Origin of the sequence: Nocardioides sp. LHD-245, assembly GCF_030929495.1 — a bacterium.
Lineage (GTDB): Bacteria > Actinomycetota > Actinomycetes > Propionibacteriales > Nocardioidaceae > Nocardioides.
On the sequence record NZ_JAVFWN010000005.1, the window covers coordinates 185,857 to 202,365 of the forward strand.

Here is a 16,509-nt window from a genome sequence, read left to right on the forward strand (position 1 = left end):
AGATAGGAGGCGGTCGTGCCGGACCTGCCCGCACCCGACGCGCTGGCGGCGGCCAAGGACGCGGTGCTGAACGAGCCCGCCGAGTCCGCCGTCCCCGCGCCGGCGCTGATCGACTCGTGGCGCCGCTCGCGCGACGCCCTCGGCGTGCCGGCCAACGTGCGCGACGTCCCCCATGTCGGCGAGGAGCTCCTCGACGCCCACCTGCTCGAGATGATGCGCAGTCCGCTGCAGCGGTTCGCCGATACCCTCGACGGCACCGGCCTCGGCCTGCTGCTCTCCGACGCCAACGGCCGGATCCTGGAGCGCTGGGTGGGCGACCGCACCGCCAGCGCCCACTTCGACAAGGTCGGCACCTTCCGCGGCTCGGTGCTCTCCGAGGACTCGGTCGGCACCAACGGCGTCGGCACCGCCCTCGCGACCCGCAGCCTGGTCCAGGTCCGCGGCGCGGAGCACTTCGCCGACTTCTACCAGCGCGCGGTGTGCACCGGCGCGCCGCTGTTGCACCCGATCACCGGGTCGTTGCTCGGGTCGGTGACCCTGTCGTCCGACATCAGTCCCGGCACCGAGCTGATCCGCCCGCTCCTCCAGACCATCGTGGAGCGGCTACGCCAGCACATCCTCGACGTGGAGACCCCCGCGTCGCGCCAGGTGCTCGAAGGCTTCATCCAGGCCGTACGCCGCTATTCCGAACCTGTCGTGGCCGTCGGACAGAACGGCCTGGTGATCCAGAACGCCCTGGCCAGCAAGCTGAGCCCCGCCCAACTGCAGGAGATCCAGGAGGCCTGCCGCGAGGCCGGCGCGCCGCAGGGACTCCCGACCCGGGTGACCACGGAGAGCCTGCAGCTGCAGCTGACCACCCTCGCCGACGACAATCACGTGGCCGTGGTGCTCGAGACGCCCCACCGCAGCGGCCGCTCGACCGCCGGACGCACGGCGCCGGCGGGGCTGCCGAGCCTCGGTCTCGTCGGCCGCACCCCGGAGTGGCTCGCGGTGCTGCAGCAGGTCGCCCGGGCCCGCGACGAGGACGGTCCGCTCGTCATCGCCGGCGAGCCCGGCACCGGCAAGATGTCGATAGCCACCGGACGGCCGTGGAGCTCGACCAGCGCCACGCCCGCCGCTCCGTCGGACGTCGTCGTCGACGCGGCCGAGAGCCATGTCGTCGGCACCCAGGCCTGGCTCGCGGGTCTCGCCCAGCACCTCACCGGGACGCGCCACCTGGTCGTGCACGGCGCCGAGACGCTCGACCGCGCTGCGCTGGCCGGGCTCCGCTCGCTGCTCACCCACGCCGAGACCGCGCCGTCGGTCGCCGTCACGATGTCCGCGAGCGAGCCGGCCGAGGCGGAGGAGCTCGCCGTACGTCTCGGCGGGGGGCGGGTGGTCTGGGTCCCGGCCCTGCGCGAACGCGCCGCCGACCTGCCCGAGCTGTGGAACTCGTTCGCGCGGGTGCACGCGCCCGGCGCCGGCATGGTGCTGCGCCCCGACACGCTCAACCTGCTCCGCGGCCACGAATGGACCGGGAACCTCACCGAGCTGCGGCTGTTGGTGTCCCGCCTCGCCCAGTCCGGCAAGACCGGGCCGGTCGGCATCGCAGACCTGCCGGCTGCACTGCGCGAGAGCGCCCCCGGCCTGACCCTCATCGAGCAGGTCGAGGTCCGCGCCATCCGACAGGCCCTCCAGGAGGCCGGCGGGAACCGGGCCCGGGCCGCCGAGATCCTCGGCGTCTCCCGGGCCACGGTCTACCGCAAGATGAAGTCCTACCGCCTCATCGGCTGACCTCAGGTCGCGAGCGCCACGGCCCGGTCGGCGAGGCGCCGGCGCCAGGCCGTCACGGCCATCGGCACCAGCACCCGGCCGAGGACGACGAGCAGCAGCACCGCCGCCTGCGCCATCAGCTGGCGCGAGTCCGACCAGCCCACCGCCCGCAGCAGCTGTCCCAGCTGGGTGAGGAACAGGGCGGCGACGCCGGACGCCACGACGCTGGCCACCCCGCCGGTGAGGGCGGTGCCGCCGAGGACCACCGCGGCGACGGTCGGCAGCAGGTAGGAGTCACCTAGGAAGAGCGGCGGCGTCTTGGTGTACCCGGCGAGCAGCACGCCGGCGACCCCGTAGCAGGCGCCGGCGCTCGCATAGGCGAGGAGCCGGTAGCGCCCGACCCGGACCCCGATCACCTCGGCAGCGCGGGGGCTCACGCCCACCGCGGTCAGCCGGCGCCCACTGGTCGAGCGACCGATCACCAGGCCGACGACGCCGACGACCAGCACCGCGACCAGCACCGTGTTCGGTACGCCGAGGGTGCGGTCGAGCGCGAACTGGTTGAGCGCCGGCGCCGCACCGGCCGGCGTACCGTCGGCCACGGCGAACACGACACCGAGGAGCACCGCGTTCAGGCCGAGGGTCGCGATCAGCGGGATCACCCCGAACCTGGTGACCAGGACTCCGGTCACCAGGCCGGCGGCGGCCGGGCCGAGCGCGCCCGCGACGACGGCGGAGGCCAGCGGCCAGCCGTGCTGCTGCGGAAGGGCGGTGCAGAGCACCGCGCCCAGCGCGATCATCCCGGGCACGGACAGGTCCAGGCCGCGCTGCTGGACGACGAGCGTCTGACCCGCCGCGGCGATCGCCAGTACCGCGGCGAACGGCAGCATGCTGAGCAGCGGCGCGGAGCCGAGGCTGCCCGAGGCGACCAACGGCGAGACGAGGAACAGCAGGGCCGTGGCGACGACGATCGTGCTCGGGCCGGCCGTGAGGAGGCGACGACCCAGATCGCGGACCGATGGGGAGGTGATGTCCATGCTCAGGCCTTCCGTACGTGCTGGAGGCGACCGAAGAGGACGGCCGCGGCGAGGATCACCAGGCCCGGGAGCAGATAGCTCCAGGCCTGGGGGAGCTGCAGGAACGGCGAGGCGGAGAGGAGCTGCTGCACCAGCAGGCCCGCCGCCAGCACGCCGAGGAAGGACCCGCGACCGCCGAAGACGCTGGCGCCGGCCAGGACGACGACGGTGACCGACGACAGCGTGTAGCCCACCCCGGGCCGGCCGTCGCCGATGCCGATCTGCGCCATCAGCAGCACCGCGGCGGCACAGGTCAGGGCGCCGGCGAGAACGTATGCACCGAGCTGGACCCGGACCGTTCGCACCCCGATGCTCTCGGCGGCCTCCCGGCGCGAGCCGGTCGCGCGCAGCGCGACGCCCCACCGGGTACGCCGCAGCGCCACCTCGAGACCGACCGCGACCAGCGCGGCCCCGAGGATGGCGACGGGCAGCGGCCCGAACCGCGCCATCACCTGGGTGGAGAAGCCCTCGGCCACGATGCCGTCGGGCACCTCGCGCAAGGTGAGGTAGAGACCTTGGAGGGCCATGAACACCGCGAGGGTCGCGACCACCGCGTCGACGCCCAGGACCGCCACCAGGAAGCCGTTGATCAGCCCGATGCCCAGGCCGGTCAGCGCCATGAGCAGCAGCCCGACGAGGGGGTTGCCGCCGTCGACGACCCAGAACGACCCGACCACGACGAGCAGTCCCATCAGCGGGCCGACCGACAGGTCGATGCCGCCGGTGAGGACCACGAGGTGCTGCGCGGCTCCGACCAGCACCAGCGGGGCAGCCATGAAGAGCAGGTTGTAGATGTTGAACGAGGACAAGTACGACGAGTTCTGCGCGCCCACGACCAGCCCCAGCACGACCATCACGCCGACCAGCACCGCCGCGGGAGCGTGGTCGCTCGCCAGCAGCCGGCTCCGTCCCGAGCGCCGGGGCGCGGCGGCCTCCGCGCGCTCCCGCACGGTGGTGGCCGTCAGCGCGGCGTGCGCGATCGCCTCCTCGGTGACCTCGGCTCCGGTGAGCTCCTTGACCACGCTGCCCCGCGAGACGATGAGGACCCGGTCGCACAGGCCCTCGAGCTCCACGCCGTCCGACGACAGCACCACGACCGCGGCGCCGGCGTCGGCCACCGAGCGCAGGATCGTGTAGATGTCGACGCGCGCCCCGGCGTCGACGCCCTGGGTCGGCTCCTCGGCGAGCAGCACGTCCGGGCCGGCGACCACGGTACGTGCCATCACCACCTTCTGCTGGTTGCCGCCCGAGAGCGAGGAGACCGGCGCGTCGACCGACGGGGTCTTGATCCCCAGCGCCGCGCGCTGCTCCTCGGCCCGCGCCGCGACGGCACGGGTGCGTACGACGCCGGCCGTGCTGACCTGATCGAGGGTCGCGGCGACCGTGTTCTCGGCGACCGAGAGCGACAGGAACACGCCCTCCTCGTGCCGGTCGGCCGGCACGTGGACCACGCCGGCCCGCCGCGCCGAGGCCGTGCTGCCACGTCGTACGGCCCGGCCGTCGACGAGCACCGTGCCGCGGCTGGGCTCGAGACCGGCGACGGCCCGCAGCACCTCGGCCTGGCCGTTGCCCTGGACGCCGGCCAGACCGACCACCTCGCCGGCCCGCACGGTGAACGAGACGTCGTGGAACCGGTCCCCGGACAGCCCGTCCACGACCAGCTGCTCACGGGTGCCGACGGACCCGACGACCGACCCCTTCGGCGGGAAGACGGTCTCCAGGGCGCGGCCCACGACCAGCTCGACGATCTGGTCCTCCGACACCGTCGCAGCGTCGTGGACGCCCCGTGTCCGCCCGTCACGCAGCACCGTGATCCGGTCTGCGATCTCCTTGACCTCGGGGATCCGGTGCGAGATGTAGACGACGGCGGTGCCGTCGGCGACCACCTCGCGCAGCCGTCGGAACAGCAGCCGCACCTCATCCAGGCTGAGGTGCTCGGTCGGCTCGTCGAGCACCAGCACCTTGGGCCGCAGCGCGAGCGCCTTGGCGATCTCGATGACGAACCACTGCTCGATCGGCAGGTCCCGGACGCGCGCCCGGGGATCGATGTCCATTCCCCAGGGCGCCAGCTGGTCCCGGCTCCAGGCGACGGCACCACGCACGCCACCGGCCCGGAAGCCCACGCCCACCGCCATGTTCTCGGCGACGGTGAGGTCCGGGAGCAGCGCCGGGTGCTGGCGCACGATGGCCAGGCCGAGCTCGCGGGCCCGGTCCGGCGAGGCGTGGCCCAGCTCGTCGCAGAGGATGACGACCTGCCCCTCGTCGGCGGCGAGTGCCCCGGAGGCGATCGCCATCAGCGTCGACTTCCCGGCGCCGTTCTCGCCCACCAGCGCGTGCACCTCGCCGCGGTCGACCACGAGGTCGACGTCGGCCAGCGCGCGGACCGCGCCGAAGCGCTTGCCGATCCCGCGCAGCTCGAGGGCGTGCCCGGCCGGGGCTGCCGTCGTACCGGGGCGGGTCGGGGTCGGCTCCTGCTGCACCGTCAGGGCGGTGCCCCCCTCCGTGCCGGCGGTGCTCACTGGGCCAGGTACCCGCCGTCGATGACGAGCTCCGCGCCCGTCATGAAGCTGGAGTCGTCGCTGGCCAGGAACACCGCGCCCTGGGCGATCTCCTCGGGCTTGCCGGCACGGCCCATCGGCGTCTGGCCGACCACGTAGTCGTTGACCTCGGGATCCTGGGCGTCGGTGAGCGGCGTGCTGATGAAGCCGGGGTGCAGCGAGTTCACCCGGATGCCGTCCTGGGCGTAGGTGATGGCGGCGTTCTTCGACATGTTGCGCACCGCGCCCTTGGTCGCGTGGTAGGCGTGCCCGCCCGCGACGGCAGCGGATCCCCAGATCGAGGAGACGTTGATGATCGAGCCGCTGCCCTGGCCGAGCATGGTCGGGAGAACCGCGCGCATGCCGAGCCAGGTGCCGGTCTGGTTGATGGCGACGACCCGCTCCCAGTCCTCGACCGTGAGCTCGTGCACCGGCTGGTAGGTGATGATGCCGGCGTTGTTGGCGAGGACGTCGATGCGTCCGTGGCGGTCGAGGACGTCGCCGACGACGCGCTGCCAGTCGTCGTCCTTCGCGACGTCGAGCTGCTGGTACTCGAGACCGGGACGGCCGCCGAGCTGGTCGGCGTCGCTGCCGCGGCTGGTCGCGATGACCGTCGCGCCCTCGCGGGCGAAGACCTCGGCGATGGACCGGCCGATGCCGCGTCCCGCGCCGGTGACGATGGCGACCTTGCCCGTGAGTCGGGACATGGTGTGCTCCTGGGATGTACTGGATCCGCCGGCCCGGATGGCAGAGGTGCCGCCCGGACCGGCGATCGATGGATGGTCGGTCGGTCGCTCTAGTCGAAGAGCGCCTGGAGCTCCTCGACCGTCAGGCCGGAGGAGAGGATGGCGTCGGGCGGGAGGGAGTCCTCGCACTTCGGCGCCTTGGCGGGGTCGGTCGAGTCCTCGATGATCTCGAGGTCGTACGTCGACGGCTCCTCGTTGCGGATCCCGTTGAGGGCGGCCAGGCCCTTGTGCAGCGCGACCTTGACCACCCAGTTGCGGGAGGACTCGGTCGCGACCTGGAAGGTCGGCTGGGCCTTGGCGTGCTCGTACCAGAGGCAGGCGAACTCGTTGGAGTCGTTGGCCGACCAGACCGGCAGCGGCTGGTTCGCCGCGAGGAAGGCCCGGATGCCGCCGACCGAGCCGCCGCCGTAGTCGGCCACGATCCCGTCGATCGAGTCGTACTTGGTCAACAGGCCGGCGACGACCTGCTGGGTCTTGCCGGGCTCCCAGTCGGTGCTCACCGGGCCGTCGCTGTTGAGCAGCGTGACGTCGGGGTGGTCCTCGACCGCCCGGACGACGCCGTCGTAGACACCCTGGGAGTAGGAGTTGCCCGGGAGGCCGCCGAGCATGACCAGGTTGCCCTTGCCGCCCATCTTCTCGATGGTCCATGCCGCCAGGTTCTCGCCGTACGTCGCGATGTCCTCGGACACGAAGTCGACGTAGTCCTCGCCCGGCTCGCCGCCGGGCGACCCGACGTACGGCACCACCTTGACGCCGGCGGCGGTCGCCTTCTTGATCGTCGGCAGCAGTGCCTCACCACCGTCGACGAACGTGACGATGACGTCCGCGTCCTGCGCGACGAGCGAGTTGATGTCGGCGATGGCCTTCTGGGTATCGCCCTGCGCGTCGGTGTAGAGGACCTTGGTGATGTTGTCGCACTTGGCCGCCTCGGCCTCGAACACGGCTCGGGTGATCTTGCGCCACGAGTTGCCGCCGAAGCCGTCGGCGAGGGCGACGGTGATGTCGTCGTCGCCGCAGAACTGGCCGATGTCCTGGATCTGGTCCTGGGTGCCGACCATGCCGACCTCCTGGCCCTCGACCGCGTCCTTCGCGCCCTTGCTCCCCGACGGCGCGCCGCTCGAGCACGCGGTCGCGAGCGCCGCGGTCGCCGCCAGCGCGAGAACGCCCTTCTTGCTCACCTGCATCTGTGATCAGTCCGCCCTGTCTGTGGGTGCCGTCGGTCACAGCACCTCCTTGAACCGGGAGTCTTGGGCGTCCGGAGGGCAGTGAGCCGCGTCACTCTGCGACCGGACTGTCGCAATCTGCGACAGCCCTCGCATCGCCCGATCCGGCCGTTCAAGGTGAGGACGTGGCCGACCGCCACACCCCTCCCGGCCCCGCTCAGCGCCGCCGGTCGAGGGGACACCCATCCCTCGGAAGGAGACGTCAGCGATGACGCAACCGGTGCCGCAGGACCTCCTCGGCGAGATCTACGCCCAGTGGGCCGACGAGATGCAGGCCCACCCCGACATGTCGCTGCAGCTGCTGCGGATCATGTTCGACGACTGGCAGCGGGCGACCGCCGAGCCGGAGGGGGTCACCTACCGGCACACCACCGTCGGCGGCGTCCCGGGGATCTGGGCCGAGCCGGTCGGTGTGCCCTCCGACGAGGTGCTGCTGCTCCTGCACGGTGGCGGCTTCGCGCTCGGCTCCTCGGCCTCGCACCGCAAGCTCGGCGGTCATCTGGCCCGCGCCTGTGCGGCGCCGGTCTTCATCGCCGACTTCCGGCTGGCGCCCGAGCACCCGCACCCCGCGGCGATCGAGGACGCGCTCGCCGTCCTGGCGACCTGGCGGGCCGAGGGCCGCGCCCCGGAGCGGACGACCATCGTGGGCGACTCGGCCGGGGCCAACCTGGCGATCGCCACCACGCTCCGGCTTCGCCAGGACGGCCAGCCGCTGCCCCGCCAGGTGATCACCATGTCGCCGTGGCTGGACATGGAGAACACCGGCGCCACCCTCGACACCAACGACGCCACCGACTTCCTCATCACCCGTGAGGGGCTGCAGGCCAACATCGACCGCTACATCGGGGGTGCCTGTCGTCCGACCGAGCCACTCGCCAACCCGCTGTACGCCGATCTCACCGGCTTCCCGCGCCTCTACGTCTGCGCGGGATCCCTGGAGTCCCTGCTCGACGACAGCGTGCGGCTGGACGAGCTGGCCCGCAAGCACGACGTGGACGTGACCTTCTCCGTCGGCGAGGGCCAGCAGCACGTCTTCCCCTTCCTGGCGGGCCGCACCGAGCGCGCCGACCAGGAGATCGCCGCGATCGCCGCGTGGTACCGCGCCGGCCTCCCCGCCTGACCCATCACCCCGAACCCGAAGGACCACAGCAATGAGCACCGACCCCACCGTCGACCACGACGCCCTCGTCATCGGCGCCGGCTTCTCCGGCCTCGCCCTGCTCCACCACCTCCGCGAGGCGGGCCTGGCCACCCACGTGGTCGAGGCGACCGACGGCATCGGCGGCACCTGGTGGATCAACAACTACCCGGGCGTCCGCACCGACAGCGAGTTCCACTACTACTCGTTCTCCTTCTCCAAGGAGGTCCGCGAGGAGTGGACCTGGACCGAGCGCTACCCCAGTGGCAAGGAGGTGCTGGGCTACCTCAACTTCATCGCCGACCGCCTCGACCTGCGCAAGGACATCGAACTCGGCAAGCGCGTCTCCCGGGCGGCCTACGACGAGGCCGGCAACCGCTGGGTCGTCGACTTCGAGGACGGGACCCAGCAGACCGCGCGCTATCTGGTGAGCGGGATGGGCGTGCTCTCCCAGCCGATCCACCCCGCGATCCCGGGCATCGACAGCTTCGCCGGCGAGAAGCACCACACCGCTGCCTGGCCCCGGGAGGGCGTCGACCTGCGCGGCAAGCGGGTCGGCATCATCGGCCTCGGCGCCTCCGGCATCCAGGCGGTCCCGGTGATCGCGGAGCAGGCCGAGGAGTTCTACGTCTTCCAGCGCACGCCGAACTACGTGGTCGAGACCAACAACGAGAGGGTCGGCGCGGAGTGGATGCAGCACGTGCGCGACCACTACGACGAGATCTTCGCGCAGGCTGCCGCCCACCCCTTCGGCGTCGCGATGGACTACGCCGAGAAGAGCGCCCTCGAGGCCACGCCCGAGGAGCGCCTCGCCGTGTTCGAGAGCAAGTGGCAGGAGGGCGGCTTCCACTTCGCCAACGAGTGCTTCAACGACCTGGCCACCAGCCACGAGGCGAGCGAGCTCGCCTCGGAGTTCATCCGCTCCAAGATCCGCGAGATCGTCAAGGACCCCGCCGACGCCGAGCTGTTGTGCCCGAAGGACTACTCCTTCAACGGCAAGCGGGTCCCGACCGGCCACCACTACTACGACACCTTCAACCGCGAGAATGTCCACCTCGTCGACGTGAAGTCCACGCCCATCTCGGCGATCACCGAGCGTGGGCTGGTCGTCGGCGACACCGAGTACGAGCTCGACGTCCTGGTGTTCGCGACCGGCTTCGACGCGATGACGGGAACCCTGACCACGATCGACATCGTGGGCCGCGACGGCCTGGTCCTGCGAGACAAGTGGGACCGCGAGGGCCTGCGCAGCAACCTGGGCATCTCGGTCCACGGCTTCCCGAACTTCTTCATGTCGCTCGGCCCGCAGACGCCGTACTCCAACCTGCCGGTCCCGATCCAGCTCGGCGCGCAGTGGCTGCAGCGGCTGCTGACCTGGGCCCGGGAGAACGACATCCCGCGGATCGAGGCGACCGCCGCCTCCGAGCAGTGGTGGCTCGACGAGACCAACCGGGCCGGCGAGGCGACCGTGATGTGCTCGGAGGGCGAGAAGGCCGGTGCCTGGTTCCTCGGCCACAACGTGCCGGGCAAGGGCCGGGCGTTCCAGGTCTACATGGGCGGCGGTCAGGTCTACCAGGACTACTGCGGCCAGGCGGAGGCGGAGGGCTACGCGTCCTTCCTCAACGACAGGGTGGTCGCCGAGGACGCTGAGGTGGTCCCGGCGTGAGGGTCGCCGACAAGGTCGCCGTCGTCACCGGCGCCGCCATGGGCATGGGCCGGGCGACCGCGGAGCTGTTCGCCCGGGAGGGCGCGGCGGTGACGCTGACCGACATCGACGCCCGGGAGGGCGAGGCCGTGGCCGCGGCGATCCGCGCCGAGGGAAGCCGGGCGAGGTTCCGGCCGCTCGACGTGAGTGACGAGGCGGCGGTCGCCCGGACCTGGGCCGACGTGGTCGGCGAGCACGGCCGGATCGACATCCTGGTCAACTGCGCCGGCGTCATCGGCCCCGACAAGCCCACGCACGAGCTCACCGAGGCCGAGTGGGACGCGCTGTTCGCGATCGACGTCAAGGGCGTGCTGTGGGGCACCAAGCACGCCGTGCCCTACATGATCGAGCAGGGCGGCGGCAGCATCGTCAACTTCTCCTCGATCTACGGGCTGCGCGGCAACGACGAGTTCACCGCCTACCACGTCGCCAAGGGCGCGGTCACCATGCAGACCCGGCAGGACGCGGCGACGTACGGCCGCTACGGCATCCGCGTGAACAGCGTGCACCCCAGCACCGTGCTGACGCCGCTCGTCGAGGGCATCGCGGCCGACTTCCCCGGCGGCATCGCGGCCTACGAGGAGGTCAACACGACCCACCAGTCGCTGCGCCGGCTGGGTCGCCCCGAGGAGGTGGCGTACGGCGTCCTCTACCTCGCCTCCGACGAGGCGTCCTGGGTCACCGGCGTCGCGCTCCCCATCGACGGCGGCTACACCGCCCGCTGAACCGCTCCACCCCATCGCACCCCGCGGGCCGACCCGCACCAGGAAGGACAGATCCTCATGACCACTGCCGAGACCGTGGCACCCCACGGACTGACGGCGGCCGCCGGCGTGCCGACCGGCCTCCACATCGACGGTGCCTGGAGTGACCCGGGCCCCTCGTTCGAGGTGACCGACCCCGCCACCGGACTCACCATCGCCCGGATGGCCGACGCCGGCGCCGACGAGACGTGCGCCGCGATGGACGCGGCCGTGCGCGCCCAGGAGGCCTGGGCGCACTGGGCCCCCCGCGCCCGGGCGGACCTCTTCCACCACGCCCACGGCCTGCTGCGGGAGCGCCGGGAGCAGTTCGCCCGGGTGATGACGGCCGAGAGCGGAAAGCCGCTGAGCGAGTCGCGTGCCGAGTTCGACCTGTCGGCCAGCTTCTTCCTCTGGTACGCCGAGCAGATCACCCACCTCCATGGCACCTGGGCGCACGGCTCGCACGGCGGCTACCGCGTGGTCACCACCCACCAGCCGGTCGGGCCCTGCCTCCTCATCACCCCGTGGAACTTCCCGTTGCTCATGTCGGCCCGCAAGGCCGGCGCCGCCCTCGCCGCCGGCTGCACCGTGGTGATGAAGACGGCGCAGGAGACCCCGCTCACCGGCGCGCTGTTCACCCAGACCCTGGTCGACGCCGGCTTCCCGGCCGGTGTGGTCAACCTGCTGCACACGACGAGCTCGGCGACGGTGTCGGAGACGGCGCTCGCCGACCGGCGACTGCGCAAGATCAGCTTCACCGGGTCCACCGGGGTAGGCAGCCTGCTGCTCCAGCAGGCCGCTCCCCACATCGTGAACGCCTCGATGGAGCTCGGCGGCGACGGGCCGTTCCTAGTGCTGGACGACGCCGACGTCGACCTCGCCGTCGAGCACGCGTTGATCTGCAAGTTCCGCAACGCGGGCCAGGCCTGTGTCGCGGCGAACCGGATCATCCTGCACGAGGCGATCGCCGACGAGTTCACCGACAAGTTCGTCACCGGAGCCCGCGACCTGCGGGTCGGCAACGGGTTCGCCGAGGACACCGAGGTCGGGCCGATCATCAGCGGCCGCCAGCGGGACCGGGTGGTCGACCTCGTCGACAGGTTCCGTGGGATCGGCGCCGACGTGCTGACCGGCGGCCGGCCCGCTCCCGGCGACGGCTACTTCTACGAGCCGACAGTGATGGCGCTCGCCAGCCGCGACCACGAGCTGTGCACCGAGGAGCTCTTCGCCCCCCTGGCCGCCCTCTACCGTGTGGGCAGCGTCCGGGAGGCGCTGGACTTCGCGAACGACACCACCTACGGGCTCGCGGCGTACCTCTTCACCCGCGACCTGGACCGTGCGGTCTCCCTCGCCGAGCGGCTGGAGTTCGGGATGGTCGGCATCAACCGCGGCATCATGGCCGACCCGGTCGCCTCGTTCGGCGGCGTCAAGGCCTCCGGTCTCGGCCGCGAGGGCGGGCCCGACGGGATCCACGAGTTCCTGGAGCCCAAGTACCTCGCCATCACGGTCGACGAGTCCCGGGACGGTCTGCGATGAGCGCACCGGTCCGGACCACCAACGACCTGCGGCTGGGCCTGCTCCGGCAGCCGGGCACCGTGCTGTTCGGGCCCGGCCAGCGGCACCACCTGGCCCGCCTGCTGCCGGCGTACGGCGGCCGCGCCCTGTTCTGCACCGACGAGCGGATGGCCGCGGACCCGGTCTACCGGGAGCTGGTGGCAGGCGTCGAGGACGCCGGCACCAAGGTGACGACCTACGCGAAGGTCGAGCCGGACCTGCCCCGGCAGAACCTCGAGGCGGTGGCCCGGGCCCACGACGGCGACCAGTTCGACGTCGTCGTGGCCGTCGGTGGGGGCAGCGTCCTCGACTTCGCGAAGGTCGCGGCGATCCTGCTGGCGCAGGGCGGCGATGTCGCCGCACTCTACGGCGAGAACGTCGTGCCTGCCGCGGGCCTGCCCCTCGTCACCCTGCCCACGACGGGTGGGACCGGCGCCGAGGCGACCTGCATCTCGGTGGTCTACGACGACGGGCGGGGGATGAAGGTCGGCATCGCGAGCGCGTGGCTCGAGGCGTCGGCCACGGTCATCGACCCCGAGTTCACGCTGACCTGTCCCCCGTCGCTCACCACCGCGACGGCGGCCGACGCGCTCACCCACCTGGTCGAGGCCTTCACCGCACGGGCGAAGAACCCGACCAGTGCGGACCTCGAGGCACACCTGTATGCCGGCAAGAACCTGCTGGCCGACACCTGGGCCCGGCAGGGCCTGCGCCTCGTGCGCGACGCCTTCCCGCGGCTGGCGGCGGACCCAGCCGACCTCGGCGCCCGGTCGGACACCATGCTCGCCGCGTTCTCGGCCGGGCTGGCCATCAACACCGCAGGGACTGCGGCCGCGCACGCGATCCAGTCCCCGATCGGCGCCCTCACCCACAGCGCCCACGGCCTGGGAGTCGGTGCGCTGCTGCCCTACGTGCTGCGCTTCAACCTGCCGACCCGGACCGAGGAGCTCGCGGAGGTCGCGGACCTGCTCGGCGTGACCCCGGCCGGCGGCTCGACCGAGGCCGCGGCCCACGCCGCTGTCGAGGGCATCGAGTCGCTGCTGGCGACGATCGGCTGTCCCCTCGACCTGGCGGCCCTCGGCCTGCGCCCCGAGCACGTGGCCCAGGTCGCCGACCAGGCGATGCTCGCGACCAGGCTGACCGCGAACAACCCGCGCGAGCTCGACCGGGCGGACGTCGTACGGATCCTGGAGCGCGGGATCGCGGGCGACCGGAGCTGGTGGGCATGACCATCGGCATCGCCGGCGCGGGCTCCATCGGGGTCGCCATGGCCGTGGTGTTCGCCCGCGCCGGTCACGCCGTCCGGTGCTGGGACCCGTACCCGGACGCCCGCCGCCGGGCGGCCACCGACCTCGACGACCGGCTGGCCCGGCTGCACGACGGCGGGCTGCTCGACGAGGAGCCCGGCGCCGTCTCCGGCCGGGTCTCGTTCGTGGGTGAGCTCGAGTCCGCCGTCGTGGACGCCCGGCTGGTCCAGGAGTGCGCTCCCGAGCGCCTCGACGTCAAGCAGTCGCTGTACGCCCGGCTGGCCGAGCTCACCGGCCCGGGCGTCCCGCTGGCGAGCTCCAGCTCGGCGCTGCGGGCCGGCCTGCTCGCCGACGGCAGCCCGGCCGCGGAGCGGATCCTGGTGGCCCACCCGGCCAACCCGCCGTACCTGCTGCCGGTCATCGAGCTGGTTCCGAGCACGGTGACCGATCCGTCGGTCACCCGGACGGCGGCCGAGCTGTACGCCGCTGCCGGGCTGCACCCGATCGCGCTGCACCGCGAGGTCGAGGGCTTCGTCTTCAACCGGCTGCAGGGCGCGGTTCTGCGCGAGGCCTACTGCCTGGTCCGCGACGGCGTGGTCGACGTCGCCGACCTCGATGCGGTGGTCACCCTCGGGCTGGGCCGGCGCTGGAGCGTGATCGGGCCGTTCGAGACCGTCGACCTGAACACGCGGGGCGGCATCGAGGCGCATGCGGAGAAGATGGGGCCCGCCTACGAGCGGATGGGACGCGAGCGCGGCCAGCACGACCCGTGGACGCCCGACCTCGTCGCCACGGTCGCCGCGCAGCGCCGCGCCGAGCTGCCGCTCGAGGACTGGGACCGGCGGGTGGCCTGGCGTGACGAGCGGCTCATCGAACGGGCCCGGGCCGACGCGGTCACGGCGGCGGTCCACTCTAGGACCGCGCCCTAGATCCGGAGCCACTCCAGCACCGCCCGGACCCGGCGATGGTCGTCGGTGTCGGTGGGCAGGTCGAGCTTCGCGAAGATGCTGTTGATGTGCTTGGCGACGGCCTTCTCGGTCACGACGAGCGCCTGGGCGATGCCGGCGTTCGCCCGCCCCTCCGCCATCAGCGCGAGCACCTCGCGCTCCCGCTCGGTCAGCCGGTCGACCGGGGTGTCGCGCCGGCGGTCGAGCACCGCCGCCACCACCGACGGGTCGAGCACCGTGCCGCCGTCGGCCACCCGGCGCAGCGCGTCGACGAACTCGGCGACGTCGGACACCCGGTCCTTGAGGAGGTAGCCGACCGCGCCCTCGCCGCTGGCCAGCAGCTCGCGTGCGTAGAGCTGCTCGACGTACTGCGACAGGACCAGGACCGGGAACCCCGGCCGGCGCGCCCGGACCGAGATCGCGGCCCGCAGCCCCTCGTCGGTGAAGGTCGGCGGCATCCGTACGTCGACCACGGCCGCCTCGGCCGTCGGGTCGTCGAGTGCCCGCTCGAGCTCGGTCAGGTTGTCGACCGCGGCGACGACCGTGAAGCCCTTCGCCTCGAGGAGCTGGGTGAGCCCCGCTCTCAGGAGCGCATGGTCCTCGGCGAGGACGACGCGGAGGGGCTGCACGGGACCTCCCAGGTGACGACGGTGGGCCCGCCGGGCGGGCTCGACACCGACAGGGTTCCGTCGAAGGCTGCCAGACGGGCGGCGATGCCGGGGAGCCCGGTCCCCTTCCGCAGGTCGGCGCCGCCGCGGCCGTCGTCCCCGATCCGGCCGCGCAGGACCGCCCCGTCGTGCTGGAGGCTCACCCACGAGTTGGCCGCGCCGGAGTGCTTGGCGGTGTTGGCGAGGCACTCGGCGACGGTGAAGTAGACCGCGGACTCGACGGGCGCCGGCAGCCGCCCGGGTACGTCGAGGGCGAGCTCGACCGGCACCACCATGTCGAGGGCCAGCGCCGACACCGCGCCGGCCAGGCCGCGGTCGGCGAGCACCGGGGGATGGATGCCCCGCACCACGTCGCGCAGCTCGCCGAGCGCCGTGGACGACGTGCCGCGGGCCTCGTTGATCAGCCGCCGCGCGGCCTCCGGGTCGGTCTCGAAGAGGTCGTCGGCCAGACCCAGGCTGAGGGAGACCGCGGCCAGCCGGGCCTGGGGTCCGTCGTGGAGGTCGCGCTCGATCCGCCGCAGCTCGGCGGCGGAGTGGTCGACGACGACGGCCCGCGACGCGGTCAGCGCCTCGACCCGCTGCTCGAGCCGCTCGGTGCGGCCGGTCGTCAGGATCGCGCGGTCGACGGTCGCGCGTCCGCGGAGCAGCGGCAGGACGCCGTACCACCAGATCGGCAGGGTCACCACGCCCAGGAAGAGCACGACCGCGAGCAGCGAGACCACGAAGCCGAAGGTCATCGCCCACAGCATCCAGAGCAGGTCGCGCCACGTCATCGGGTCGGCCGCCCGGGTGCGGAGGTCGGCGAGGGGGCCACCGGTGAGGGGCAGGTAGGGCGCCGGCAGGGAGGTGCCGAGGATCCGGCCGGCCATCGACCGGTGCAGCCCGGCCAGCCCACGCATCGCCGGCAGCAGACCCGCCAGCAGCAGGATCCCGACCCACACCACGACCAGCACCGAGCTGACCGCGACCAGCACGAAGGTCACCACGATGGGGACGAAGAGCAGCACCTGGACAAGGGCGTACCCGGTCACCGCCCAGCGACCGGAGCGCGCCGCACCGGGCCGGACGTCGTCGGGACGGACGTCGGGACGGACGTCGTCGGGCCGGACGTCGGGACTGCTGCTCACCGGACCAGTCTCCCCGACGCCTCCCGTCCGGACAGTGGTGCAGGCA

13 protein-coding genes are annotated in these 16,509 nt (G+C 72.6%); 7 read left to right on the forward strand and 6 right to left on the reverse strand.

From position 1 onward, the window contains the following. Positions 1-15 precede the first annotated feature (15 nt). Positions 16-1,773 (forward strand): helix-turn-helix domain-containing protein, encoded by a 1,758-nt coding sequence (locus tag RB608_RS09885; RefSeq protein ID WP_308087674.1) that lies wholly within the window; start codon positions 16-18, stop codon positions 1,771-1,773. A 2-nt stretch (positions 1,774-1,775) separates the two neighbouring features. Here RB608_RS09885 and RB608_RS09890 read toward each other — a convergent pair whose 3' ends face one another. The 4 genes from RB608_RS09890 to RB608_RS09905 all read right to left on the reverse strand — a co-directional run bounded on the left by RB608_RS09890 (position 1,776) and on the right by RB608_RS09905 (position 7,295). Beyond that, positions 1,776-2,789, reverse strand: a complete 1,014-nt coding sequence (locus RB608_RS09890; RefSeq protein WP_308087675.1) for an ABC transporter permease — start codon at positions 2,787-2,789, stop codon at positions 1,776-1,778. A gap of 2 nt (positions 2,790-2,791) precedes the next feature. Continuing rightward, entirely contained in the window at positions 2,792-5,347 is a 2,556-nt protein-coding gene (locus tag RB608_RS09895) for an ATP-binding cassette domain-containing protein (protein ID WP_308087676.1), read from the reverse strand. After that, positions 5,344-6,072 (reverse strand): glucose 1-dehydrogenase, encoded by a 729-nt coding sequence (locus RB608_RS09900; protein WP_308087677.1) that lies wholly within the window; start codon positions 6,070-6,072, stop codon positions 5,344-5,346. Before RB608_RS09900 ends, RB608_RS09895 begins: the two co-directional genes overlap by 4 nt. An 89-nt stretch (positions 6,073-6,161) precedes the next feature. After that, positions 6,162-7,295 (reverse strand): substrate-binding domain-containing protein, encoded by a 1,134-nt coding sequence (locus tag RB608_RS09905; protein WP_308087678.1) that lies wholly within the window; start codon positions 7,293-7,295, stop codon positions 6,162-6,164. 247 nt (positions 7,296-7,542) lie between these two features. Here RB608_RS09905 and RB608_RS09910 point away from each other — a divergent pair, with 247 nt between their 5' ends. The 6 genes from RB608_RS09910 to RB608_RS09935 are packed head-to-tail and all read left to right on the forward strand — an operon-like array spanning position 7,543 to position 14,650. Then, positions 7,543-8,454: an alpha/beta hydrolase gene (locus tag RB608_RS09910; RefSeq protein WP_308087679.1), complete on the forward strand. Its 912-nt coding sequence runs from the start codon at positions 7,543-7,545 to the stop codon at positions 8,452-8,454. Positions 8,455-8,485: 31 nt separating this feature from the next. Continuing rightward, a complete protein-coding gene (locus RB608_RS09915; protein WP_308087680.1) occupies positions 8,486-10,138 on the forward strand; it encodes an NAD(P)/FAD-dependent oxidoreductase in 1,653 nt (550 codons plus the stop codon). Then, on the forward strand, positions 10,135-10,902 hold the full coding sequence (locus tag RB608_RS09920; protein ID WP_308087681.1) for an SDR family oxidoreductase: 768 nt from the start codon (positions 10,135-10,137) through the stop codon (positions 10,900-10,902). Before RB608_RS09915 ends, RB608_RS09920 begins: the two co-directional genes overlap by 4 nt. Before the next feature lie 57 nt (positions 10,903-10,959). Further along, positions 10,960-12,456, forward strand: coding sequence for an NAD-dependent succinate-semialdehyde dehydrogenase (locus RB608_RS09925; protein ID WP_308087682.1), 1,497 nt, complete (start codon positions 10,960-10,962; stop codon positions 12,454-12,456). Next, entirely contained in the window at positions 12,453-13,703 is a 1,251-nt protein-coding gene (locus tag RB608_RS09930; protein WP_308087684.1) for an iron-containing alcohol dehydrogenase, read from the forward strand. Before RB608_RS09925 ends, RB608_RS09930 begins: the two co-directional genes overlap by 4 nt. Continuing rightward, positions 13,700-14,650 (forward strand): 3-hydroxyacyl-CoA dehydrogenase, encoded by a 951-nt coding sequence (locus RB608_RS09935; RefSeq protein WP_308087685.1) that lies wholly within the window; start codon positions 13,700-13,702, stop codon positions 14,648-14,650. Before RB608_RS09930 ends, RB608_RS09935 begins: the two co-directional genes overlap by 4 nt. On the opposite strand, the gene RB608_RS09940 is transcribed toward RB608_RS09935, so the two are convergent. Continuing rightward, entirely contained in the window at positions 14,647-15,297 is a 651-nt protein-coding gene (locus RB608_RS09940; RefSeq protein WP_308087686.1) for a response regulator transcription factor, read from the reverse strand. The two genes, RB608_RS09935 and RB608_RS09940, sit on opposite strands and share 4 nt — an antisense overlap. Further along, entirely contained in the window at positions 15,252-16,463 is a 1,212-nt protein-coding gene (locus tag RB608_RS09945) for a sensor domain-containing protein (protein ID WP_308087687.1), read from the reverse strand. Before RB608_RS09945 ends, RB608_RS09940 begins: the two co-directional genes overlap by 46 nt. Between the last annotated feature and the right edge of the window lie 46 nt (positions 16,464-16,509).

Bases quoted from the DNA above. Each gene is read 5' to 3' on its own strand.
- RB608_RS09910 (WP_308087679.1), top strand. From the start codon at position 7,543: ATGACGCAACCGGTGCCGCAGGACCTCCTCGGCGAGATCTACGCCCAG.
- RB608_RS09935 (WP_308087685.1), top strand. From the start codon at position 13,700: ATGACCATCGGCATCGCCGGCGCGGGCTCCATCGGGGTCGCCATGGCC.
- RB608_RS09905 (WP_308087678.1), bottom strand. From the start codon at position 7,295: ATGCAGGTGAGCAAGAAGGGCGTTCTCGCGCTGGCGGCGACCGCGGCG.
- RB608_RS09915 (WP_308087680.1), top strand. From the start codon at position 8,486: ATGAGCACCGACCCCACCGTCGACCACGACGCCCTCGTCATCGGCGCC.
- RB608_RS09900 (WP_308087677.1), bottom strand. From the start codon at position 6,072: ATGTCCCGACTCACGGGCAAGGTCGCCATCGTCACCGGCGCGGGACGC.
- RB608_RS09930 (WP_308087684.1), top strand. From the start codon at position 12,453: ATGAGCGCACCGGTCCGGACCACCAACGACCTGCGGCTGGGCCTGCTC.
- RB608_RS09925 (WP_308087682.1), top strand. From the start codon at position 10,960: ATGACCACTGCCGAGACCGTGGCACCCCACGGACTGACGGCGGCCGCC.
- RB608_RS09890 (WP_308087675.1), bottom strand. From the start codon at position 2,789: ATGGACATCACCTCCCCATCGGTCCGCGATCTGGGTCGTCGCCTCCTC.